General features: G+C 62.2%; 20 protein-coding genes. 8 read left to right on the forward strand and 12 right to left on the reverse strand.

Translation table 11 applies throughout. The annotated features are described in order from the left end of the window. The first annotated feature begins 5 nt into the window (after positions 1–5). From J2Y90_RS24045 to greB, 3 genes are read left to right on the forward strand one after another with little or no spacing between them, the layout of a single operon-like run. Positions 6–689, forward strand: a complete 684-nt coding sequence (locus J2Y90_RS24045) for an ABC transporter ATP-binding protein (RefSeq protein WP_253504090.1) — start codon at positions 6–8, stop codon at positions 687–689. After that, positions 689–3,193: an ABC transporter permease gene (locus tag J2Y90_RS24050; RefSeq protein ID WP_253504093.1), complete on the forward strand. Its 2,505-nt coding sequence runs from the start codon at positions 689–691 to the stop codon at positions 3,191–3,193. Before J2Y90_RS24045 ends, J2Y90_RS24050 begins: the two co-directional genes overlap by 1 nt. A gap of 34 nt (positions 3,194–3,227) precedes the next feature. Then, a complete protein-coding gene (greB, locus tag J2Y90_RS24055) occupies positions 3,228–3,725 on the forward strand; it encodes a transcription elongation factor GreB (protein ID WP_071173132.1) in 498 nt (165 codons plus the stop codon). Positions 3,726–3,731: 6 nt separating this feature from the next. Here the strand turns inward: greB and J2Y90_RS24060 are convergent, their stop codons facing one another. The 3 genes from J2Y90_RS24060 to J2Y90_RS24070 form a co-directional block, all read right to left on the reverse strand. Beyond that, on the reverse strand, positions 3,732–4,040 hold the full coding sequence (locus tag J2Y90_RS24060) for a class I SAM-dependent methyltransferase (protein WP_253504096.1): 309 nt from the start codon (positions 4,038–4,040) through the stop codon (positions 3,732–3,734). A gap of 248 nt (positions 4,041–4,288) precedes the next feature. Further along, on the reverse strand, positions 4,289–4,723 hold the full coding sequence (locus J2Y90_RS24065) for a DoxX family protein (RefSeq protein WP_016770887.1): 435 nt from the start codon (positions 4,721–4,723) through the stop codon (positions 4,289–4,291). A gap of 113 nt (positions 4,724–4,836) precedes the next feature. Beyond that, the gene (locus tag J2Y90_RS24070; protein ID WP_253504099.1) at positions 4,837–6,258 is read right to left on the reverse strand and encodes a transglycosylase SLT domain-containing protein; all 1,422 of its coding nucleotides are present in this window, start codon (positions 6,256–6,258) and stop codon (positions 4,837–4,839) included. Between the two features lie 235 nt (positions 6,259–6,493). On the opposite strand from J2Y90_RS24070, the gene J2Y90_RS24075 reads away from it, so the two are divergent. The 3 genes from J2Y90_RS24075 (at position 6,494) to J2Y90_RS24085 (ending at position 9,533) form a co-directional block, all read left to right on the forward strand. Further along, positions 6,494–7,300, forward strand: a complete 807-nt coding sequence (locus J2Y90_RS24075) for a TatD family hydrolase (RefSeq protein ID WP_253504102.1) — start codon at positions 6,494–6,496, stop codon at positions 7,298–7,300. A 176-nt stretch (positions 7,301–7,476) separates the two neighbouring features. Next, on the forward strand, positions 7,477–8,958 hold the full coding sequence (locus J2Y90_RS24080) for a methyl-accepting chemotaxis protein (protein ID WP_253504105.1): 1,482 nt from the start codon (positions 7,477–7,479) through the stop codon (positions 8,956–8,958). A gap of 209 nt (positions 8,959–9,167) precedes the next feature. Beyond that, positions 9,168–9,533, forward strand: a complete 366-nt coding sequence (locus J2Y90_RS24085) for an Mpo1-like protein (RefSeq protein WP_042607903.1) — start codon at positions 9,168–9,170, stop codon at positions 9,531–9,533. Between the two features lies 1 nt (position 9,534). Here the strand turns inward: J2Y90_RS24085 and J2Y90_RS24090 are convergent, their stop codons facing one another. The 3 genes from J2Y90_RS24090 to J2Y90_RS24100 all read right to left on the reverse strand — a co-directional run bounded on the left by J2Y90_RS24090 (position 9,535) and on the right by J2Y90_RS24100 (position 11,705). Then, positions 9,535–10,329, reverse strand: a complete 795-nt coding sequence (locus J2Y90_RS24090) for an acyl-CoA thioesterase (protein ID WP_253504108.1) — start codon at positions 10,327–10,329, stop codon at positions 9,535–9,537. 234 nt (positions 10,330–10,563) lie between these two features. After that, positions 10,564–11,322 (reverse strand): CHAD domain-containing protein, encoded by a 759-nt coding sequence (locus J2Y90_RS24095; RefSeq protein WP_253504111.1) that lies wholly within the window; start codon positions 11,320–11,322, stop codon positions 10,564–10,566. A 104-nt stretch (positions 11,323–11,426) separates the two neighbouring features. Further along, positions 11,427–11,705, reverse strand: a complete 279-nt coding sequence (locus tag J2Y90_RS24100) for a lipoprotein (RefSeq protein WP_042607906.1) — start codon at positions 11,703–11,705, stop codon at positions 11,427–11,429. A 214-nt stretch (positions 11,706–11,919) separates the two neighbouring features. On the opposite strand from J2Y90_RS24100, the gene J2Y90_RS24105 reads away from it, so the two are divergent. Further along, positions 11,920–12,957 carry a patatin-like phospholipase family protein gene (locus J2Y90_RS24105; RefSeq protein ID WP_253504114.1) on the forward strand — a complete coding sequence of 346 codons (1,038 nt, stop codon included), beginning with the start codon at positions 11,920–11,922 and terminating at the stop codon, positions 12,955–12,957. 124 nt (positions 12,958–13,081) lie between these two features. On the opposite strand, the gene J2Y90_RS24110 is transcribed toward J2Y90_RS24105, so the two are convergent. From J2Y90_RS24110 to kdpF, 6 genes are all read right to left on the reverse strand, one after another. Beyond that, positions 13,082–13,780 carry a response regulator gene (locus J2Y90_RS24110; RefSeq protein ID WP_253504117.1) on the reverse strand — a complete coding sequence of 233 codons (699 nt, stop codon included), beginning with the start codon at positions 13,778–13,780 and terminating at the stop codon, positions 13,082–13,084. Positions 13,781–13,828: 48 nt separating this feature from the next. Next, a complete protein-coding gene (locus J2Y90_RS24115) occupies positions 13,829–16,480 on the reverse strand; it encodes a sensor histidine kinase (RefSeq protein ID WP_253504120.1) in 2,652 nt (883 codons plus the stop codon). Between the two features lie 144 nt (positions 16,481–16,624). Then, positions 16,625–17,170, reverse strand: a complete 546-nt coding sequence (gene kdpC / locus J2Y90_RS24120; RefSeq protein ID WP_253504123.1) for a potassium-transporting ATPase subunit KdpC — start codon at positions 17,168–17,170, stop codon at positions 16,625–16,627. A gap of 129 nt (positions 17,171–17,299) precedes the next feature. After that, entirely contained in the window at positions 17,300–19,357 is a 2,058-nt protein-coding gene (kdpB, locus tag J2Y90_RS24125) for a potassium-transporting ATPase subunit KdpB (protein WP_253504126.1), read from the reverse strand. A 10-nt stretch (positions 19,358–19,367) separates the two neighbouring features. Then, positions 19,368–21,062: a potassium-transporting ATPase subunit KdpA gene (kdpA, locus tag J2Y90_RS24130; RefSeq protein ID WP_253504129.1), complete on the reverse strand. Its 1,695-nt coding sequence runs from the start codon at positions 21,060–21,062 to the stop codon at positions 19,368–19,370. A gap of 8 nt (positions 21,063–21,070) precedes the next feature. Then, entirely contained in the window at positions 21,071–21,160 is a 90-nt protein-coding gene (gene kdpF / locus J2Y90_RS24135) for a K(+)-transporting ATPase subunit F (protein WP_007899818.1), read from the reverse strand. A gap of 399 nt (positions 21,161–21,559) precedes the next feature. Here kdpF and eat point away from each other — a divergent pair, with 399 nt between their 5' ends. Further along, positions 21,560–22,924, forward strand: a complete 1,365-nt coding sequence (gene eat, locus J2Y90_RS24140) for an ethanolamine permease (protein WP_253504132.1) — start codon at positions 21,560–21,562, stop codon at positions 22,922–22,924. The last annotated feature ends 97 nt before the right edge of the window (positions 22,925–23,021 follow it).

Below are 23,021 nucleotides of genomic sequence, written 5' to 3' on the forward strand. Positions count from 1 at the left end.
TCTCCATGGGCGCAAGCATTCTCACCGCGAAGAACCTCAGCAAAGTGGTCCCTAGCGCGGAAGGTGAACTGACTATCCTGCACGAACTCAGCCTGGAACTGAACAAGGGCGACAGCCTGGCCATCGTCGGCGCGTCCGGTTCCGGCAAATCCACCCTCCTCGGCCTGCTCGCCGGGCTCGACCTGCCGAGCAGTGGCGAAGTCACCCTCGCCGGCCAGGGCCTGAGCAGCCTCGACGAAGACCAGCGCGCACGAATCCGCGCCGAGCATGTCGGGTTTGTCTTCCAGTCGTTTCAATTACTCGACAGCCTCAATGCGCTGGAAAACGTCATGCTGCCGCTCGAACTCGATGGCCGCAAAGATGCCCGCGAGCGCGCCACACAACTGCTCCAGCGCGTCGGCCTCGGCCAGCGCCTGACTCACTCGCCGCGCCAGCTCTCCGGTGGCGAACAGCAACGCGTGGCCATCGCCCGCGCCTTCGCCGCCGAACCGGACGTGCTGTTCGCCGACGAGCCGACCGGCAACCTTGACAGCCACACCGGCGAGCGCATCAGCGACTTGCTGTTCGAATTGAACAAGGAACGCGGCACCACCCTGGTGCTGGTGACCCACGATGAACGCCTGGCCCATCGCTGCCGGCGCCTGATCCGTCTTGAAGCCGGGCTGCTGGTCGCCCCTCTGGAGCCTTGATGGCACGTCTGCCGCTGTTGCGTCTGTTCAGCCTTGCCCTGCGCCAGCTCATGCGCGATGCCCGCGCCGGAGAATTGCGCGTGTTGTTCTTTGCACTGGTGGTGGCCGTCGCGGCGAGCACCGCGATTGGCTATTTCGGTGCCCGCCTGAACGGCGCGATGATGCTGCGCGCGACCGAGTTTCTTGGCGCCGATCTGGTGCTGGAAGGCAGCTCGCCGGCCCGCGAGGAGCAAATCCGCAGCGGCACCGAATTGCGCCTGAAGCATGCGCAAGTGGTGGAATTCTCCAGCGTCATTGCCACCGACAACGGCATTCAGCTGTCGAGCATCAAAGCCGTCGACCGCGCCTATCCATTGCGTGGCGAGCTGAAAAGTGCGCCCGCGCCATTTGCCCATGAAGAAGTCGGCGGCGAACCGCAACCCGGTGAAGCCTGGGTTGAGGCGCGTCTGTTGACCGCGCTGGATCTGAAGATCGGCGACAGCATCGACGTCGGCATGAAGACTTTGAAGCTGACTCGCGTGCTCACCTATGAGCCGGATCGCGCCGGCAACTTCTACAGCCTGACGCCACGGGTGCTGATCAATCTTGAGGACCTCGCCGCGACCGGCGTGGTGCAACCGGGCAGCCGGGTGAGTTACCGCGAACTGTGGCGCGGCGAACCGCAGGCGCTGGAAACCTATCGCGAGTTGATCAAACCGGGCCTCGCTGCAAACCAGCGAATTCAGGACGCCCGTGACGGTAACCGGCAGATTGGTGGTGCGCTTGGCAAGGCCGAACGCTATCTGAACATGGCCAGTCTGGTCGCGGTGTTGTTGGCCGGGGTGGCGGTGGCGTTGTCGGCCAACCGTTTCGCCAGTCGGCGTTTCGACGCCAGTGCCTTGCTGCGCTGCCTTGGTTTGTCGCGCCGGGAAACCATGGTGCTGTTCAGCCTGCAACTGACCGTGCTCGGCCTGATTGCCGCCATCAGTGGCGCCCTGCTCGGCTGGCTGGCGCAACTGGGGCTGTTCGCACTGTTGCATGATTTACTGCCGAGCGATGTGCCGCCGGGTGGCCTGTTTCCGGCGATTGCCGGGATCGGCACCGGGCTGGTGGCACTAGCCGGTTTTGCCTTGCCGCCATTGGCTGCACTGGGTCGCGTGCCACCGCTGCGGGTATTGCGTCGCGATATGCTGCCGATCCCTTCGAGTACGTGGATGGTCTACGGCGCGGCGCTGGGTGCGCTGGGCCTGATCATGTGGCGTCTGAGCCTCGACCTGCTGCTGACCTTCGCCCTGCTCGGCGGTGGCGTGGTCGCCGCGCTGGTGCTGGGCGGCCTGCTGCTGTTATTGCTGCAAAGCCTGCGCCGCATGCTCGCCCGCGCTTCGTTGCCATGGCGTCTGGGCCTTGGCCAGTTGTTGCGTCATCCATTGGCGGCGGCCGGGCAGTCGCTGGCGTTCGGTCTGATCCTGCTGTCGATGGCGCTGATCGCGCTGCTGCGCGGCGAACTGCTCGACACCTGGCAAAACCAGCTACCGAAAAACGCTCCGAACTACTTCGCGCTGAATATCCTCCCGGCGGACAAACAGGCCTTCGCCGATCATCTGATCAAGGTCTCAGCGCAAGCGGCGCCGCTGTATCCGGTGGTGCCAGGACGACTGATCAGCATCAATGGCGAGCCGGTGCAGCAAATCGTCAGCAAGGACTCGGCGGGTGACCGCGCCATTCAACGCGATCTGAGCCTGACCTGGGCGGCGGATCTGCCGGCCGGCAACAAGCTCACCGCCGGCTCATGGTGGAGCGGTCAGCCGTCCGACGACGTGCCGGGGGTCTCGGTGGAAGGCAAGGTTGCCGAAAGCCTGAAACTCAAACTCGGCGATCACATGGTATTCAGCGTCGGTGGGGTCAATCGCGAAGCGAAGGTCACCAGCCTGCGCGAGATCAACTGGGACAACTTCCAGCCGAACTTCTTCATGATCTTCCAGCCAGGCACCTTGAAGGATCTTCCGGCCACCTACCTGACCAGTTTCTACCTGGCGCCGGGGCACGATCAGCAGATCGTCGAGCTGTCGCGGACCTTCCCGGCGGTGACCATCCTGCAGGTCGAAGCCTTGCTCGAACAGCTGCGCAGCATCCTCGCCCAAGTCACCCTGGCGGTGGAATATGTGTTGTTGTTCGTTCTCGCCGCGGGGATGGCGGTGTTGTTCTCCGGCTTGCAAGCGACGCTGGATGAACGCATTCGTCAGGGTGCGCTGTTGCGCGCGCTGGGTGCCGAGCGGCAATTGCTGATCAAGGCGCGACGCATCGAATTTGGTTTGTTGGGCGCAGTCAGCGGCTTGCTCGCGGCAATCGGTTCCGAGGTGGTCAGTCTGGTGCTGTACCGCTTCGCCTTCGACCTGCCGTGGCATCCGCATCCATGGCTGCTGGTGCTGCCGTTGATTGGCGCTGCACTGATTGGTGGCGCCGGCGTGTTCGGCACGCGTCGCGCACTGAACGCCAGCCCGCTGACAGTGTTGCGCGAGGGTTGATAGACTCAGGCGCTCTTAATCACAAGAAGTCGCCATGAGCCGTTATCGCCCTCCCCGCACCGCTGGCACCGCGTTGATCACCCCCGAGGGTGAAGCGCGGATGCGTGCCGAATTCCATGAGTTGTGGCATGTGCGTCGCCCGCAGGTCACCCAGGCCGTGAGTGAAGCGGCGGCGCAGGGAGATCGTTCGGAAAACGCCGAGTACACCTACGGCAAGAAGATGCTGCGCGAAATCGACAGCCGCGTGCGTTTTCTCACCAAACGCCTGGAAGCGCTCAAGGTGGTCAGCGAAAAACCCAGCGACCCGAACAAGGTCTATTTCGGCGCCTGGGTAACCATCGAAGACGAAGACGGCAAGCAATCGCGCTACCGCATCGTCGGCCCCGATGAACTGGACCTCAAACAGGGTTTGATCAGCATCGACTCGCCGCTGGCCCGCGCGCTGATCGGCAAGGCACTCGACGCCGAAGTGCGGGTGCAGACGCCGACCGGCGAGCAGTTCGTTTATATCGTTGCGATTGAATATCCGTAAGGCCAATCAGCGCCGAGTGATCAAGCCCTGCCGAGCGACGCGGGTCAGTTGCTTGATCATTTCCGGCGCATCTTCTGCGCTCGGCGCCTGAATCACCGCCAGATCAAAGCTGTCCGTAGCGAAACGCGCCAGCGACTCACCGTCATCGACAAACTGGATCAGGAACGCGGCAGGACCGCCGCTGCGACGTGGCCAGCCATCGAGATAACGCAACAGCGTCGGCTGATGTTTGCCGCCAAGCAGGATTTTCGGGTTGCGCTGGGTGATATGTGCCGTGATCGGCGCGGGACGTGCTGGAGGGCTTAGTGCGTTCATCTGTCGTGTCTCTGCCTCAAAAGTCTGCATGGCAGGTGAGAGGCAACACCGAACCAGCGCTTTAGCGGTATTTCGAAGCCCTGTTCCGGCTTCTGACGGTAACTGTAGAAGTCACCTGGCGCCCCGCAAGTAGCTGTTTAAATCGGCGCAGGAGCAACATCCTAGAGAACGTGACTGATCAGTGTCAAGAATCGCCCGCAACAAAAAAAGGCCCGCGCAATGCGGGCCTTTGCCTTGAGCCAGAGCCTTCAACCGGCGATGGCGCGATCCGCCGAGAGCTTGCCGGCACCTTCGATGAGTACCGCGATGCTACCGGCCAGCAGAGCCAGGGCGAACTCATAACCGTTGTTGGCCATGAACAGACCGTTGCCGATGTGCACCGAGAAGATTGCGACCAGCGAGAGGAACGCCAGACCGAGTGCCGCCGGGCGTGCCAGCAGGCCGATGATCAGTGCCAGACCGGCGAAGAACTCGGTACCACCGGCGAGCGAGGCCATCAGGTACCCCGGGGTCAAGCCGATGCTTTCCATCCATTGTGCGGTGCCGGCCAGGCCGTAACCACCGAACAGACCAAAGAGTTTCTGCGAACCGTGGGCGGCGAATATCACGCCGACAGCAATGCGCAGGACAGTCAGGCCGTAACCGGCGCGGGTGAACAGAACCTTGTTGATCAGAGAGCTCATGGGGCATTCCTTGTTGTGCAGAAGTGTTTGTGTGTTTGGGTTGGTCGCTATATTAATCAGTTTATTTCATGTTTAAAGCGCAAAAAATTCGCCATAACAATCGAATTAATAGATTATTTCCGTGTGACCACTTTCTGCTGGCGGGGCTCCAGCGACTCACGCTCCCGGTCGAATGCCAGGTAGTACTTGTTCACGCTATTAACATAGCTGACGGCGCCCATTCCCACCTGCTCCATGGCGATGCGCTCGACCTGGAAAAACCACTGGTTGGGATTCAGGCCACGGCGGCGCGCTTCGGCGCGCATGCCCTGCACGCGCTCGGGCCCGATGTTGTACGCGGCGAGGGTGAATGCCATGCGCTCACGCTCGTTGAGTTTCGGACTGCTGAAGAACTTGCGGCGGATCATTGCCAGGTACTTGGCGCCGGCCTGAACATTCGCATCGAGATTGTGGATATTGCTGACGCCGACCCGTTGCGCGGCGGATGGGGTGATCTGCATCAGCCCGGTCGGGCCGCTGCCGCTGCGGGCGTTGGGCTGCAGACGCGATTCCTTGAACGCCAGCGCCGCAAGATTGAGCCAGTCCATGTTCTGCGCGTCGGCATGCTTCTGCAGGGTCGGGCGGAGTTTTTCCAGACGCTGGCGATCGGCCTTGGCCAGCGGATTGTGCACCTGATACAGGCGCCGATAGATGCGCAGGAAAGCGGCGTCTTCATCAGACGGTTTCTTGTAACCGGTGAGGAAACGATCGATGCTCGCACGCAACATCGACGCGTCGCGGCGCACGAACCAATGTTCCTCGCCCGGCTCGCCGAGGCTCAGTTGCCGGTCGAGGCGCAGCTTCGGCAGGATCTTGCCCCAGCGCTCGGCAATCGGTTGCTCGACAATGGTCAGGTGGAAAATCCCGCCCTGAACCATTTCCAGCACGTCTTCCACTGCCAGCGTTGGATCGACCCATTCGATATTGATCGGCGCGAGTTTGTGCAGCGCCAGTTTCTGGTTGAGCTGGCTCACCACCTCCCCCGCCGCACTGCCAGTGGGCAGGGCCAGGGTTTTGCCAGAGAGCTGTTCGACCTTGGTGTAGCGTCGCTGGCCCTTGATGCCGACCAGCACCAGCGGCACGTCACTGGCGATCGGCTCACTGCTGGCGACGGCATAGCCCGATGGCAGATCGAGCAATTCGCCCGGCGCGACCATATCGCCCTCGCCACGCTGCAACGCGCCGAGCAGTTGATCCTTGGCTTTGGGAATGATTTTGAGGGTAACGTCCTGGCCGTCACGGGCATGGCCGTTGAGGTATTGCTCGAAGGCTCGCAGGCGGTGGTATTCGACACCAATGGCCTGGCCCTGGACTTCGCCGGAGCTGTTGCGGCTCTGATTGACCAACACCCGCAACACGCGGCTGTTGCGAATGTCCGAGAGGTCGCGAACCTTGGTCGCCGGCACGGCTTGCAACGGCCCGGGCAGGCGCGCGACCGCCGTCATCGGCAGCAGCAACGCAGCACACAACAGCAGCAGAACCGAGGGACGATGCATCCACTCTCCGAAAAGAATACGGGGCGATTGCGTCGCAAAAAGGACGAGATCACCGACGAAAACAGAGCGCTTTGTGCGCTGGTAAAGTGCGAGAGACTGGCACAGTGATGGCATTGCCGCCACCCCGGAGTCCCCCGCGGCCTCAACAGACAGCCATAAGTCGTTGTAGTTCTTGCCTTTTCTTATAAATCTACAGCTCTGATATGCTTTCCGGCCTTCGGCCCGAGGTAGCACCATGCAACTCATCGATATCGGCGTCAACCTGACCAACCCCAGTTTCGCCGACAAACACCAGGCCGTGCTCGACCGCGCCTACGCCGCCGGCGTCTGCCAACTGGTCCTCACCGGCACCAGCGTCGAGGGCAGCGAGCAGGCGCTGGAGCTGTGCCAGCAACTGGACGAAAGCGGCCAACGGCTGTTCGCCACCGCCGGTATTCACCCGCACTCGGCGAGTGACTGGAACGCTGACAGCGCGCGGCGCTTGCGCAGTCTGTTGAACGAAGCCAATGTCGTCGCGGTAGGTGAATGCGGTCTGGATTTCAACCGCGATTTCTCCCCACGCCCGCAGCAGGAAAAGGTTCTCGAAGAACATCTGGCGCTGGCCGCCGAGCTGCAATTGCCGGTGTTCCTGCATGAGCGTGATGCCAGCCAGCGCCTGCTGGAAATCCTCAAGGACTTCCGCGATCAACTGCCGGCGGCGGTGGTGCATTGCTTCACCGGCGAACAGAAAGCCCTGTTCAGCTACCTCGATCTGGATCTGCACATCGGCATTACTGGCTGGATCTGCGACGAGCGCCGGGGCACGCATCTGCATCCGCTGGTAAAAGAGATCAAACCGGGACGGCTGATGCTGGAAAGCGATGCGCCGTATCTGCTGCCACGCACGCTGCGACCGAAACCGAAAAACGGCCGCAATGAGCCGGCTTATCTGACCGAAGTGTTGCGCGAGGTGGCGTTGCATCGCGGCGAGACCGAGGAAGCACTGGCCGCGCATAGCACCGCGTGTGCCCGGGCATTTTTTAAACTTCCGACGCTGGTGTAACACGCAAAAGATCGCAGCCTTCGGCAGCTCCTACAGGATGTACGTCGTGCCAATGTAGGAGCTGCCGAAGGCTGCGATCTTTTGATCTGTTGATCCGCATCAAAAAATGGTTTTCCGCATAGCGGCACAATAATGGCACCTTGCCAAAACTGTTTCCGCTATCAGAGAAGACCTCCATGGGTGCCTGGCTTAGCAACATCTCGCTGAAATACAAATTCTGGGCGGTCAACGCGGTCGCCTTTGTCACCACCCTGCTGTTGGTGCTGTACGCCGTACATCTCGAACAGCAGGCCCGCAGCCAAGCCGCGCAGGCATCCGCTCAGGCGCAGGCGCAATTGCTCAAGGCCTGGCCGCCCGGGCAGGCGCTGCCCAGATCCGCTCAGGTGCTGACCTTCAAGCGCGGTGAAGCGCCGCGTCTCAACGATCAACCGCTACTGGAAATCAGCGGCCGCGTCGGTTGGAACGCCATCAATGAAATGCCGCTGTTCGGCGACAATCCGTTGGTCGGCGCCGAAGTGTTCAGCCGCGCCGACGGCGAGCAAGTGGCGGTCATTGCCCACGCGCCAAGCCTGAGCCAAGTGTTCAGCGAACGCTTCGCCCACTATGCGCTGGCGGTCTTCATCCTGATGCTGGCGATGCTCGGTGCTTCGCAACTGCTGATCCGCTTCCTGCTCAGCCAGCTCAACACCTTGAAAGACGTGATGCTGCACGTTGAAAAAACCGGCGACCTTTCAGCTCGGGTGCCGCTAGTGGGCAGGGACGAAGTCGGGCAGATGGCCAATGCCTTCAACGCCATGCAGGCCGGCTATCAACGCGTAGTGTCAACAGTTGCCAACACCGCGCGACAACTGGATGACGGTGCCGCGCGGCTGGCCTCAAGCATGAACGATGTGCGTCACGGCATGCTCGCCCAGCAGAGCGAAACCGATCAGGCGGCCACCGCGATCAACGAAATGACCGCCACCGTTTACCACATCGCTCAACACGCCGGCGCCACTCGCGACCTGTCGAAAACCGCCGATGGCCTCGCCGGCAGCGGCCAGCAAGTGGTCGCGCGGGTGCAGCAGTCGATTGCCGGGCTGTCCAGCGGCGTGCAGCAGACGGCGGAAATGATTCAACGCCTGGCCGAGGACAGTCAGAAGATCAGCGGTGTGGTCAGCGTGATTCACAGCATCGCCGAACAGACCAATCTGCTCGCGCTCAACGCGGCGATCGAAGCCGCACGCGCCGGGGAAATGGGTCGCGGCTTTGCCGTGGTCGCCGATGAAGTACGCAACCTCGCCAAGCGCGTGCAGGCGTCCACCGACGAGATCACCGGCATGATCGCGGCGTTGCAGGCCGGCACTCGCGATGCGGTGGATTTCATGCAGGAGAGTTCGTACAAGGCCGATGATTGTGTGCAGCAGGCGCAGGAGGCCGGCGCAGCTCTGGCTGAGATCACCGGCGCGGTGGCGCAGATGCGCGAGAGCAACACGCAGATCGCCGTGGCGGCAGAGCAACAGAGTCAGGTTGCCGAGGAGATGAACCGGGCGGTGGTGAGTATTCGTGATGTGACTGAGAATACCGTGCAGCAGACGGTGGACTCGGCGACGACCAGTGATGAGCTGGCGACGTTGGCTGGGGAGTTGAACAGGGCGATTGGGCAGTTGAAGCTTTAAGATCAAAAGATCGCAGCCTTCGGCAGCTCCTACAGGGGGGAACGCATTCCAAATGTAGGAGTGAGCCTGCTCGCGATGGGGCCAGATCGGACACCATCAAAAACAGCCATTGCCGCTATCAACTCAATAGCCAACCTTGATTCGCCGCCCTCCGCGCCCGGGCCTATTCTTCAACCATGAAGTTCAACATGGATCGAGGAGTAGCAAACATGGGCAAACGTCACCCCAACCTTCCCGCGTGGCAATGGCGCGCCTACCCGGGCAATCATCAGCATCCGACCAATCTGGTCCTGCACCTGATTGCCGTGCCGCTGTTCATCGTGGCTTTTCTGCTGATCGTGTCAGGGGTGTTCAGCCTGAGCCTGGCCAGCGTCGCCATCGGCGTGATCGGTATCGTCGCTGCGCTGGGTCTTCAGCGTCACGGTCACAGCCTGGAGGCGCAAGCCTCCGAGCCGTTCAGTGATCGCCAGGATGCCGTGTCACGTTTGCTGGTCGAGCAGTTTCTGACCTTCCCGCGGTTCTTTCTCAGCGGCGGCTGGTGGCGTGCCTGGCGTGAGCGTCATCGTCGGCATTGATTCAGGCAAAGATCGTCACGGTCTGGCGACTCATCGCAATCAATTCCCCTTTCGCACTCCACAGCTTCGCTGCGACATGGCCGTAGCCGTCGACAGCGTATTCGATATCGGCCAGGTATTGGCACCAGTCCAGCGTGCTCAAGTCGCGTAACGGCTGTACGAATTCGATGGTCCAGGTCAGCGTGCTGCCGGGTGCCGGTTTCTTCAGATACGGCAACAGCGCCGGCGGCCAGGCATCCACCAGCGCCAGCAGATGCGCCTCGTTGACCGGCTCCTCTTTGACATCCCCACGCAAGCGTACCCAACCGCCCATCAAGCGCGATGGCGTGCCAGAGAACGGAATACCGCCGGCGCTCCAGCGCATGGCCAGATGGCGCATGAATTCCGGGGTCACGCCTTTGATATAGGGCAGCTCCTGGCATTCGTCCCAGTGTTTCATTGTTGGCGCTGGATAGGCTTCGACGGCGACTTCCGAGGGCCGCGAGGCACCGAAGCTGCCCTGAATGATCGTCACCACCTGGCCATTTTGCATGGCGCGGCCCAACACCTGGCTGACCGCTTTGCCTTCGCGCAGCACGTCGACTTCAAAACTCACCGGCACGTCCGGCTCGACCGGGCCGACAAAGGTAATCGCCAGCGAACGCACCGGACGTTCCGACGGCACCCTGGCGCGCATGACTTCAAATTGCAGCGCGGCCACCAGCCCGCCAAAACTGGCGCGGCCCTGCCCCCATTCGGCGGGGATGGTCACTTCAGGTTGTTGGCGGACAGCATCGAGCAGATCGCAAAAGCGCATGGCAACCTCGGAAAGCGAAAAAGGAATGCGGCGATCTTAACCAGCCTGGGGCGGCGGCGCAGCGTCTATTCCGGTCAAATGGGCTGACAGATAGGCCTTGGCGCGTTTCAATTTCGCCGCAAAACCCTTGTAGGAGCTGTCGAGTGAAACGAGGCTGCGATTTTTTGATCGGTTTGCAAATCAAGATCAAAAGATCGCGGCCTTCGGCAGCTCCTACAGGGGGATGCGCAAGTTTCAGGATTTGAAACAAGTGGCGCTGAGCTTTTCCAGCACTTGATCGGCCTTCAGCTCTGCCTTGATCAACCCGGCCTGCCAAGTGGCCACACACGGTTGCAGATCAGCCTCCTGCTCGGCACGCGCCAGCCATTGCCAGCAATCGTGCCAGTCGCCCAATGCGCCTTGCGCGGATTTCAGGCGTTTGTAAGCCGGTTTCGGCAAGCGATCCAGCTCGGGATAGGCTTCGATGCCATAACGCACACGTTTGATCAGCAGGCGCAGACGATGGCGGTCATGGGCGGGATCCTGCAGCGCCGCGTCGAGTTTCTGCCATTGTTTGCCCAGACGTTTTTCAATGCGCTTATCCAGATCCTGGAGCAGACCCTGGCGCTGAGACGCGCGAAGAAACCGTGGAAAGGCGTCGAGAATCATCAGCAACGAAGCCAGCTCCGCACTCGCCGCCAGCGCCGGATACGCCTCGGTCATTTGCGCCAGGCGCCGCTGCGCAGCCTCGGGTTGATCATGCTCGAGCAGATACGCCGCGAGCACCTCGCGATCACGCCACGGCGTGGTCAGATCGCCCACCGCCGAAGCCGCCGCCTCCAGTTGCTCGACACCCGGCAAGCCGCGCAACGGCCGCAACAGACTGCGCAAGCGCCGCACCGTGGTGCGCAAATCATGCAACGCTTCCGGATCGGTGCGCGCAGTCAACCGCGCCTGACACGCCAGCAGCCGCACATCCAGGCTCAACACATGAGCCACCAAACGATCGATCATGGGGGTCTACTCCGTAGACAGCTTCAAGTTGCAAGCTACAAGCTCCAAGCTGAACGCGGTCGCCTTGAGCTTGCCGCTCGCAGCTAGAAGCTTGCAGCTGCTTTTTAACGTCCTGCGCGGGATTCGCGAATGTAGAAACGGGCTTTCTCGGCTTTCTTGCTGCAGCCTTCAAAGCCTTCGAATTGTTGCTGGGTCTTGGCGGCGGTCAGCAGCGACAGCGCTTTGGAATAGCTGACGGTGCCGGCGAAGCCTTCAGCCTTGGCCAGGTCCAGTTCGTGCCAGGCCGTATCGAGTTGACTGCCGCAGCTGTCGCGGTACGCGGTTTTGCCGGCGCAACCGGCCAGAACCAAGGCCATCAACGGTACACAGATCCAGGCTTTCATCACTCACACCTCAAGGTAGGTCAACAGTCGTGCAGGTAAGACGGTCAAGCGGCGAAAAAGTGCCTCGCCGGCCGGTCAAACCATGTGGCGCAGAGCATAGCGCGCAAGCGTGCGCCGCGAGCGAAAAACGACGTCACTGCCGCGCGCAACGACCTTGGCGATTGAGCCGCCTGGCCGATGCGTGCATTGTGCAGGCTTGTCGGGAGGAAGTTTGATGAAAAAGCGTGTCGCACTGGTGCTGGGCTCCGGTGGTGCCCGGGGCTATGCCCATATCGGCGTTATCGAAGAAATTGAAAAACGCGGCTACGACATCGCCTGCATCGCCGGTTGTTCGATGGGCGCGGTGGTTGGCGGGATCTATGCCGCCGGCAAACTGGATGACTACCGGCGCTGGATCGAAAGCCTCGATTACCTCGATGTGCTGCGCCTGGTCGACGTGAGCTTCCGCCTCGGTGCAATTCGCGGTGAAAAGGTCTTCGGGCAGATTCGCAAGATCGTCGGCGAGATCAACATCGAAGACCTGCGCATCCCCTACACCGCCGTCGCCGCCGACCTGACCAATCAGCAGGAAATCTGGTTTCAGGAAGGCTGCCTGCATCAAGCCATGCGCGCCTCGGCGGCGATTCCCAGCCTGTTTACTCCGGTGATGCAGGGCAACCGCATGCTGGTCGACGGCGGCATTCTCAATCCGTTGCCGATCGTTCCTGTGGTGTCCAGCCATTGCGATCTGATCATCGCCGTCAACCTCAACGCCACCAACCAGCGTCAGTACAAATTGCCGGTGATCGAGCGCCCAGCGGCGTTCCGTTCGCGCTTCGACAGTCTGATCAACTCACTGGGATCGAAGCTGCCATTTCGCCGTAAACCGGCGGAGCAGTTGTTGAAGCTGGAACAGGAAGCATTGCGCGCCGAGGCGGCAGAGATCAATCCGTGGCTCGAAGGCGTCGAGCCGGAAAGCCAGCAACCAGCGGCCGCCCCGGAACGCGAAGGCGCGCCGAAATCCGCCACCGGTTCGTTCATCATCGATAACGTCGGGCCGGCGTCGCTACTGGATCTGATCAACCAGAGTTTCGAGGTGATGCAGACCTCGCTGGCGCAGTACAAGATCGCCGGCTATCCGCCGGATATCCTGATCAACGTGCCGAAGCGGGTGTGCCGGTTTTTCGAGTTCTACAAGGCGCCGGAGTTGATTGCGCTGGGCAGACAGATTGCCAGCGATACGCTGGATCGGTATGAGCAGGAGCAGGGTTGAAATCCTGAACGTCCTTCAGTGTTTTTTCTGGCCTCTTCGCGAGCAAGCTCGCTCCCACAGGGGAATGCATTCCAAATGTGGGAGCGAGCTTGCTCGCGAAAGCGCCGGATCGGCCACTACAAAGCTACAGGCTGTTCTCACTCACCAACCGATACCCAACCCCAGCCTCAGTCACGATAAACCGCGGCCGGGTCGGATCATCCGCCAGTTTCTGCCGCAGATGTCCGACCACGATCCGCAGGTAATGACTGTCCTCGGTGTGTGTCGGCCCCCAGATATCCTTGAGCAATTGCTGCTGGGTGATCACCCGCCCCGGATGCCGCGCCAGTTGCGCCAGCACCGCGTATTCCTTGCGGGTCAGGGCGACTTCGGCGCCGTCGAGCAGCACGCGCCGATAGGCCAGATCCACGGTCAGAGGGCCGAAACTCAACGCCGCCGGTTGCGCCTCGCCCGCCGGGGCCTGGCGTAACAACGCGCGAACGCGGGCGAGAAATTCCTGAATGCCGAACGGTTTGGTCACGTAGTCATTCGCGCCGCCGTCCAACGCTTCGACCTTCTGCCCTTCACTGGCGCGCACCGACAGCACTAGCACTGGCGTGCTCGCCCATTCGCGTAACTCGCGCAGCACCTGCTGACCGTCCATGTCCGGCAGGCCGAGGTCGAGCACCACCAGGTCGGGTTTGCTCAGGGCGGCTTGCGCCAGGCCTTCGGCACCGGTGCCGGCTTCGAGCACTTTATAGCCTTGTGAAGCGAGGCTGATGCGCAGGAATTTGCGGATCTGCGGTTCGTCGTCGATGACCAAAATGGTCGCGGTCTGGCTCATGAATTCACATCAACACAAAAGAGTGGCAAGAGAGTAGCGCAGTCGGCCTCAGGCTTCATGGTCCATGCCCGGCTGCGCCTGCAACGGCAGGTGCAAGGTGATGCAGGTGCCACGCCCGTCGATGCCGTCGGCTACGGAAATACGCCCACCGTGAGCACCGACCATGCCCTGACAGATCGCCAGTCCCAACCCGGTGCCTTGCCCGCCGCGATCACCGCGCGCGGCGGTGTAGAACATGTCGAAAATCTTCGTGCGGTCCTCTTCGGGGATGCCCGGGCCTTCATCGCTGACCGAAAAGAAAATCTCTTGCTCGTTGGTGCCGGCGCGCAGTTGCAAGCGACCGTGGCTCGGCGAAAAACGCGCGGCGTTTTCCAGCACGTTGACCAGCGCCTGCTCGATCAGCGCCGCGTGCACATAGAGCAGCGGCAATTCGGCCGGCACCTCGGTGCTGACCCGCAACGGCGCCAGCACCGCCCGCAGGCGATTGAGCGAACTGCCGACGATATCGGCCGGCGACACCCAGTCCCGCGCCAGCTTCAAGGCGCCGTGGCCGAGGCGGGTCATGTCGAGCAGGTTCTGGATGTAGCGGTCGAGGCGTTCGGCTTCATCGCGGGTGCCTTCGAGCAACTCGCGGCGATCCTCCAGCGGGATCGCTTCGCCGAGGGCCAACAAGCTGTCGATGCTACCGCGCATGGCGGTAAGCGGCGTGCGCAAATCATGGGACACCGAGGCCAGCAAGGCGCTGCGCAGTTGCTCGGTTTCGCCATGCAGGCGCGCCGCCTCCAAATCATCAGCCAACTGCGCGCGTGCCAAGGCTTGTGCCAGTGGCTGACTCAACGCAGTGAGCAAGCGTCGGCGCTGACCGCTCAGGGTCTGGCCTTCCTTGGCGCAAACGCCGAGCAGCGCCAGCGGCCCGTCCTCGACCGACAATGGCCACCACCACCAACGCCCCAGCGGCAAGGTGCCGGTGCCCTTGCCCGCCGGTTGATCGTGTTGCCAGGCCCAATCGGCGGCGGCGCGTTCGGCCTCGGTGAATTGCAGCGGCCCGCCGGTCTCGACTTTCCAGCCGCCCTGGCCGTCGCGGTTGAGCAAGCACAATTGCAAATCGCTCCAGCCTTCGAGGTGTTGCGCGGCGGCGCTGATCACGGCCTGGCGATCGGTCGCGGCGGTGAGTTTGCGCGACAAATCGAGCAATTCGCTGGTCTCTTCCTGGGTGTCGCGCAAGGCCTGCAATTGCCGCCGCTGCCGCGCCGCGAGGTTGCCCGTGAGCGCTGCCATCAACAGGAAGAACAGCAGCGTCAGCACGTCTTCTTCGCGCTGGATGCTGAAAGAGAAATTCGGCGGGATGAACAAAAAATCGTAGGTCAGAAACGACAGCGCCGCACAGGCCAGCGCCGGGCCAAGGCTGCTGCGCACCGCTACCAGCAACACCGCTGCGAGAAACACCAGCGAGATGTTCGGCAGCGGCAACACGCTCGACACCGCCCAGGCCAGGGCACTGGCCAACAACGTCGCGACCAGTGCCAGCACATAGTCGAACCACACAAGCGTGAGCGGACTGCGCGGGCGCGGTTGGTGCTGCTCGTGGTCAGTGTCGAGGACGTTGATTTCCAGCCCATGAGCCTGACGCAGCAGTCGCGCCGCCAGTCCACCGCCAAACAGGCGACGACGTAATCGCGGCCGCGACTGGCCGACCAGCAACAGACTGGCGCGGCGTTCGGCAGCATGCTGGATCAGGGTTTTCGCCACTTCCCCGGCGCGCAATAGCACCACTTCGCCACCGAGGCGTTCGGCGAGTTGCTGGGCGCTTTGCAGACGCAACCGCGATTGCTCGTCGCGGGCGCTGCCGTTATCGACATGCACCAGACTCCATGGCAGATGCCGGCGCTGGGCGACGCGGCTGGCATGACGCACCAGACGCTCAGCCTGCGCATCGCCATCGACACCAACCAGCAAACGCCCGCGCACCGCAGGCGCCGCCTGCCCGAGCTGACGATAGCCTTGGGCGAGATCGTTATCGACCTGCGCGGCGGCGGTCTGCATCGCCAGTTCGCGCAGTGCGGTGAGGTTGGTCTGGGTGAAGAATGCGTCGATAGCGGCGCGCGCCTGCTCCGGCACGTAGACCTTGCCTTCGCGCAGACGCTCGAGCAATTCACGCGGCGGCAGGTCGATCAGCAGCAGCTCGTAAGCTTCCTGCAACACCCAGTCCGGCAGGGTTTCGCGCACTTGCACGCCGGTAATGCCGCGCACCTGATCGTTGAGGCTTTCCAGGTGCTGGACGTTGACCGTGGTGAACACGTCAATGCCGGCGGCGAGCAGTTCCTGAATGTCTTGCCAGCGCTTGGCATGACGACTGCCGGGGGCGTTGCTGTGGGCGAGTTCATCGACCAATACCAGCTTGGGTCTGGCGGCGAGAATGCCGTCGAGGTCCATTTCCTCAAGCAACACGCCACGGTATTCACTGCGTACCAGAGGTTGTTGCGGCAGGCCGCCGAGCAAGGCTTCGGTTTCGGCGCGGCCATGGGTTTCGACCACCCCGGCGAGGACTTTTACGCCTTGGCGCAGTTGCGTGTGCGCGGCCTGGAGCATGGCGTAGGTCTTGCCGACCCCAGGGGCGGCGCCAAGAAAAACCTTGAGCCGACCACGGCCATCGCGGGGCAGGTCTGCTAACAGTGCGTCGGCGCGGCCGGAGTCGCTCATGCTTGATGTCTCTCTTCCTGATGATCGTTCCCACGCTCTGCGTGGGAATGCAGCCCAGGACGCTCTGCGTCCCATAAAAGCAGACGCAGAGCGTCTATTGGTGCATTCCCACGCAGAGCGTGGGAACGATCGGTATCAACTGAATTACAGGTTTTGCAGTGCCAGATTCAGCTCCAGCACATTCACCACCGGCGGCCCAACCAGCGGCTGTTCGATATGTGCGTCGAGCAATTGCTGCAAGGTCGACACCGGCAGGTTGCGCGCCGCCGCGACACGCGCCAGTTGATAGGCAATTGCCGCCGGTGGCAAGTGCGGATCGAGGCCGCTGGCGGAGGTGGTCAGCAGTGCCAAGGGCACCGGGCCCTGGCCGGGGACTTGTTGTTTGTGCGCGTCTTCGATCACTCGGGCAGCCAGGGCCGGATTACTCGGCGCGAGGTTGCTGGCGCTGCTGGCCACCGTGGCAAAAGCCCCGGCGGACGGGCGTGGGTGAAACCAGTTGTCACCGCTGAAATCCTGGGCGATCAGCGACGAGCCGCGGACCTTGCCGTCGGCGTCGTGGATCAGGCTGCCGTTGGCCTGAGTCGGGAAGGCGACCTGAGCGATGCCAGTGACTGCGAGTGGATAGGCGACACCGGTGACCAGGGTCATCAGCGCCAACAGGGTCAGAGCCGGGCGTATCATTGTGGACATTGCGGAATCCTCGATTCAAAAACCAGTACTGTGTTGAGTCAGATAAGCAGTGGCGCATTCTTCGCGAGCAGGCTCGCTCCCACAGGGGGAATGCAATTTCAGGTGGGAGCGAGCCTGCTCGCGAAAGCCTCACACCAGATGCAACGCCGTAAGCAGCATGTCGATCGCCTTGATCCCCACGAACGGCACGACAATCCCGCCCACGCCATAGATCAGCAGATTGCGCCGCAACAACGCTGCCGCACTCGCCGCCTGCACACGCACGCCGCGCAATGCCAGCGGAATCAGCACGACGATGATGAGCGCGTTAAAGACGATGGCCGAGAGAATCGCGCTCTGCGGACTGTTCAGGTGCATGATGTTCAGCACGCCCAGCTGCGGGTAGATCGAAGCAAACAGCGCCGGCAGAATCGCGAAGTATTTGGCGATGTCGTTGGCGATGGAAAAGGTCGTCAGCGCGCCACGGGTCACCAGCAATTCCTTGCCGATCTGCACCACGTCGAGCAGCTTGGTCGGGTCGCTGTCGAGATCGACCATGTTCGCCGCTTCGCGTGCCGCTTGCGTGCCGTCGTTCATCGCCATGCCGACGTCCGCCTGGGCAAGTGCCGGGGCGTCGTTGGCACCGTCGCCGCACATGGCGACCAGGCGACCGTCGTTCTGCTCGTGACGAATGCGTGCGAGTTTTTTCTCCGGCGTCGCTTCGGCAAGCACGTCATCGACGCCCGCTTCAGCGGCGATGGCCGCAGCGGTCAGCGGGTTGTCGCCGGTGACCATCACCGTGCGAATCCCCAGTTTGCGCAACTCGGCAAAACGCTCGCGGATGCCTGGCTTGACCACGTCCTTAAGGTGGATCGCGCCGAGCAGCTTGCCGTCAGCGCAGACCAGCAAAGGCGTGCCGCCGCTCTGGGCGATCCTGTCGATTTCCCGCGCCAGCGCCGGGGCCAGATCCGCCCGTTGCTGACCAAGAAACGCCAGCAGCGAATCCACCGCGCCTTTACGATACACGCGGCCCTGATAATCGACGCCGGACAAGCGGGTTTCCGCGCTGAACGGCACGGCGGTCAGGGTTTCCGGGGCCGGCTCCGGTTGTGGATGCAGGCCACGAAGGAACTCGACGATCGACTTGCCTTCAGCGGTTTCGTCGGCCAGCGAAGCAAACAACGCGCCTTCGGCCAGCTCACGGCCGGTCACACCCGGCGCCGCGTATACGGCACTGCAGCGACGGTTGCCGAAGGTGATGGTGCCGGTCTTGTCGAGCAACAACACGTGCACGTCACCCGCCGCCTCCACTGCGCGGCCGGACTTGGCGATCACGTTGAGGCGCACCAGACGATCCATCCCGGCGATACCAATGGCCGACAGCAGACCGCCGATGGTGGTCGGAATCAGCGTGACCAATAATGCCACGAGGAACACCAGCGGCAGGCTGCCATTGGCAAAGTGCGCGAACGGTTGCAGGGTGACGACAACCAGCAGAAAGATCAGGGTCAGGCCGATCAGCAGGATGTCCAGCGCGACTTCGTTCGGGGTCTTCTGCCGTTTGGCGCCTTCGACCAAGGCGATCATGCGATCAAGTGTCGACTCACCGGGATCGGCGGTGATCTTCACCAGCAGCCAGTCGGACACCAGCCGCGTGTTGCCGGTGACGGCGGAACGGTCGCCGCCGGACTCGCGGATCACCGGCGCCGACTCACCGGTGATCGCCGCTTCGTTGACCGCGGCGATGCCTTCGATGACTTCGCCGTCACCGGGAATCATCTCCCCGGCTTCGACTCGCACCACGTCGCCCTTGCGCAGATTGGCAGCGGGAACAATCTTGAAACTGCCATCGGCCTGGCGGCAGCGTGCGCTGAGACCTTCGCTGCCGGCCTTGAGGCTGTCGGCGCGGGCCTTGCCGCGTCCTTCGGCCAAGGCCTCGGCGAAGTTGGCGAACAGCACGGTGAACCACAGCCAAAGGGCGATTTGTGCGGCGACGAAGGTCGGCACATCGGCATCCGGGATGAAGCACAGCACGGTGGTGAAAATTGCCGTCAGTTCGACCACCAGCATCACTGGCGAACGCGCCAGTTGCCGTGGGTCGAGCTTGACGAAGGCTTGCACCAGCGCCGGGCGCCACAGGGCCGAGATCGCGGTTTTGGCTTGTTCCGGCGCTTTGACGGCGGCGGGTTTGATTGCAGGCATATTCATGATGGATTCCTTAGAAGCCCATACTTAAATGTTCGGCGATAGGACCGAGCGCCAGCGTCGGCAAGAACGTCAGGCCGCCCACCAGCAGAATGGTCACGGTCAACAGGGTCACGAACAGCGGGCCGTGAGTCGGGAAGCTGTTCTGGCCGACCGGTGCGCTTTTCTTCATCGCCAGGCTGCCGGCCAATGCCAACACCGGCAGGATGTAGCCGAAGCGGCCAATCAACATGCCCAGGCCGAGCATCAGGTTGTGGAACGGCGTGTTCGCGCTCAGGCCACCGAACGCCGAGCCGTTGTTGGCGCTGGCCGAGGTGTAGGCGTAGAGCAACTGACTGAACCCGTGCGGGCCGGGGTTGCTGATGGTCGCCGCCGGACCGGGCAGCACTGCGGCAATGGCGCCGAGCACCAGCACGCCGACCGGCATCACCAGCAGCGTCACCACCAGCAACTGCACTTCGCGGGCCTGGAGTTTCTTGCCGAGGTATTCCGGGGTGCGGCCGATCATCAGACCGGCGAGGAACACCGCGATCAGCACGTTGAGCAACATGCCGTACAGCCCGGCGCCGACACCGCCGAAGATCACCTCGCCGACCATCATGTTGACCAGCGCGACCATGCCGCTCAGCGGGTTGAGGCTGTCGTGCATGCCGTTGACCGAGCCGTTCGAAGCCGCCGTCGTGGTCACCGACCACAGCACCGTGGCGGTGGTGCCGAAGCGCGCTTCCTTGCCTTCCAGCGGCGCGGTCTGCTCGACAGCGGCGTTGTTCAGGGTCGGATTCGACTGATATTCGGCCCACAGCGATGTCGCGCAGCCGATCAGGAACAGCGCCAGCATGCAGGCGATGATCGCGCGGCTCTGGCGCAGATCCTTAACGTAATGGCCAAAGGTGAATACCAGTGCCACCGGAATCAGAATGATCGAGGCGACTTCGAACAGGTTGCTCCACGCGGTCGGGTTCTCGAACGGATGCGCCGAGTTGACGCCGAAGAAACCGCCGCCGTTGGTGCCCAGTTGCTTGATCGCAATCTGGCTGGCGGCCGGGCCCAGCGGGATCACCTGATCAATGCCCTGCAGCGTCACGGCATTCACATACTGGGCGAAGGTTTGCGGCACGCCCTGCCAGACCAGATACAGCGCGAGCAGCAGGCACAGCGGCAGCAGGCCATAGAGGGTGGCGCGAGTCATGTCGACCCAGAAATTGCCGAGGGTTTTTGTCGACTTGCGGCCGATGCCACGGCACAGCGCGACCAGCACGGCGAGGCCGGTGGCGGCGCTGACGAAGTTCTGCACGGTGAGGCCGACCATCTGGCTCAGGTAGCTGAGGGTCGCTTCGCCACTGTAGGACTGCCAGTTGGTGTTGGTCATGAAACTGACCGCGGTGTTGAATGCCTGGGTCCACTCCTGGCCCGGCAGATTCTGCGGGTTCAGCGGCAGGTGATCCTGGAACAACAGGATGGCGAACAGCAGCAGGAAACCGGCAAGGTTGAACGCCAGCAATGCCAGCGTGTACTTCTGCCAGCTCTGCTCCGCCTGTGCATCGACCCCGGCGAGGCGATAGCAACCGCGCTCGACCGGGCCGAGAATCGGCGTCAGCCAGGTGCGCTGGCCCTCCATGACCTTGTAATAAAAGCGCCCGAGAAACGGCGCCGGCAACAGGACCAGCAGGAAAAACCCGAGGATCAGCCAATAGTCATAACTGTGCATAGCCGCTCCTAGTTCCGGTCCGCGCGCAACAGCGCAACCAACAGATAAATGAACAGCCCCACTGCCAACAGCAGTGACACCCCGTCCAGAACGCTCATGGAAGATCTCCGTGTTACGGCGTATTGCCGTGTGTGCGGTGATTGTCGGGAAGGTGGCTGTAAAGGAACGAGAGCGAGGCGCGGCGTGGGGCATAAAGAAAGCGTAAAGAGTGGATTTATGCGGGCTTTACGGCTGAGTTTCGTGGTGTTTGGGCTGGCGCCTTCGCGAGCAGGCTCGCTCCCACAGGGGAGAGCGCATAACAAATGTGGGAGCGAGCCTGCTCGCGAAGGCGGCGGCGCAGACAACATCGCACCCAACTGGCGCACAAAACCCACACACCCAGCGCCAATCATCCCCGCTGCGACAGCTTTGAACCCATTACGACTTGTTTCACGGCGATGGCACGCCCACTGCACGCGCCCTCCCCCGAGCTTTCCAACCGTTGCGGGAGCAAGCGCATGAACACACAACTCAAACCCACGCTGGGCACGTTGCACCTGTGGGGCATTGCCGTGGGGCTGGTGATTTCCGGGGAATATTTCGGCTGGAGTTACGGCTGGGGCGTGGCCGGTACTCTCGGTTTTCTGGTCACTTCATTCATGGTCGCGACCATGTACACCTGCTTTATCTTCAGCTTCACCGAACTGACCACCGCAATTCCCCATGCTGGCGGGCCGTTTGCCTATAGCCGCCGTGCATTTGGCGAGAAAGGCGGACTGATCGCCGGGCTGGCCACACTGATCGAATTCGTCTTCGCCCCGCCGGCGATTGCCTTGGCGATTGGTGCTTATCTGAATGTGCAATTTCCGGCCCTCGACCCCAAACACGCAGCGGTTGGCGCGTACATCGTGTTTATGGGCCTGAATATTCTCGGGGTGAAGCTGGCGGCGACGTTCGAGCTGATCGTCTGCGTGCTGGCGGTGGCTGAGTTGCTGGTGTTCATGGGCGTGGTTGCGCCGGCGTTCAGTTTCAGCAACTTCGCCCTGAATGGCTGGGCGGGCTCCGACGTCTTCGGCGCGCCGGCGATTGCCGGGATGTTTGCGGCGATTCCATTTGCCATCTGGTTCTTCCTCGCCATCGAAGGCGCCGCGATGGCCGCCGAAGAAGCCAAGGACCCGAAGCGCACGATCCCGAAAGCCTACATCAGCGGCATCCTGACCCTGGTGCTGCTGGCCATGGGCGTGATGTTCTTCGCCGGCGGCGTCGGCGACTGGCGCACGCTGGCCAACATCAACGACCCCTTGCCGCAAGCCATGAAAACCGTGGTCGGCGACAACTCAGGCTGGCTGCACATGCTGGTCTGGATCGGCCTGTTCGGCCTGGTCGCCAGTTTTCACGGCATCATCCTCGGCTACTCACGCCAGTTCTTCGCCCTCGCCCGCGCCGGCTATCTGCCTGCTTCGCTGGCAAAACTCTCGCGCTTCCAGACACCACACCGCGCGATAATCGCTGGCGGGCTCATCGGCATTGCCGCGATATACAGCGATGGTCTGATCAACCTCGGCGGTATGACACTGACGGCAGCGATGATCACCATGGCGGTGTTCGGCGCGATCGTGATGTACATCATGAGCATGCTCAGCCTGTTCAAACTGCGTAAAACGGAACCGAATCTGGAGCGCACCTTCCGCGCGCCTTGCTATCCGCTGGTGCCTCTGATTGCACTGATATTGGCCGTGGTTTGCCTGGTTGCGATGGCGTGGTTCAACACCCTGATCGGGCTGATTTTCCTCGGCTTCATGGCGGTGGGGTTCTGCTACTTCATGCTGACCGGACAACTGCGCGCCGATGCGCCGGCCGATGCGATGCTCACAGGCAATTGAGGGATTTCGGGTGTACCGGGTGCAACCGACCTAGAATGGAACCACTGCGAGTTCACTTCGCTCAAAAGTGGTATGCAGCATCGCACGGCGAAATCCT

The sequence above is a fragment of the Pseudomonas koreensis genome, from assembly GCF_024169245.1.
Classification (GTDB): domain Bacteria; phylum Pseudomonadota; class Gammaproteobacteria; order Pseudomonadales; family Pseudomonadaceae; genus Aquipseudomonas; species Aquipseudomonas koreensis_F.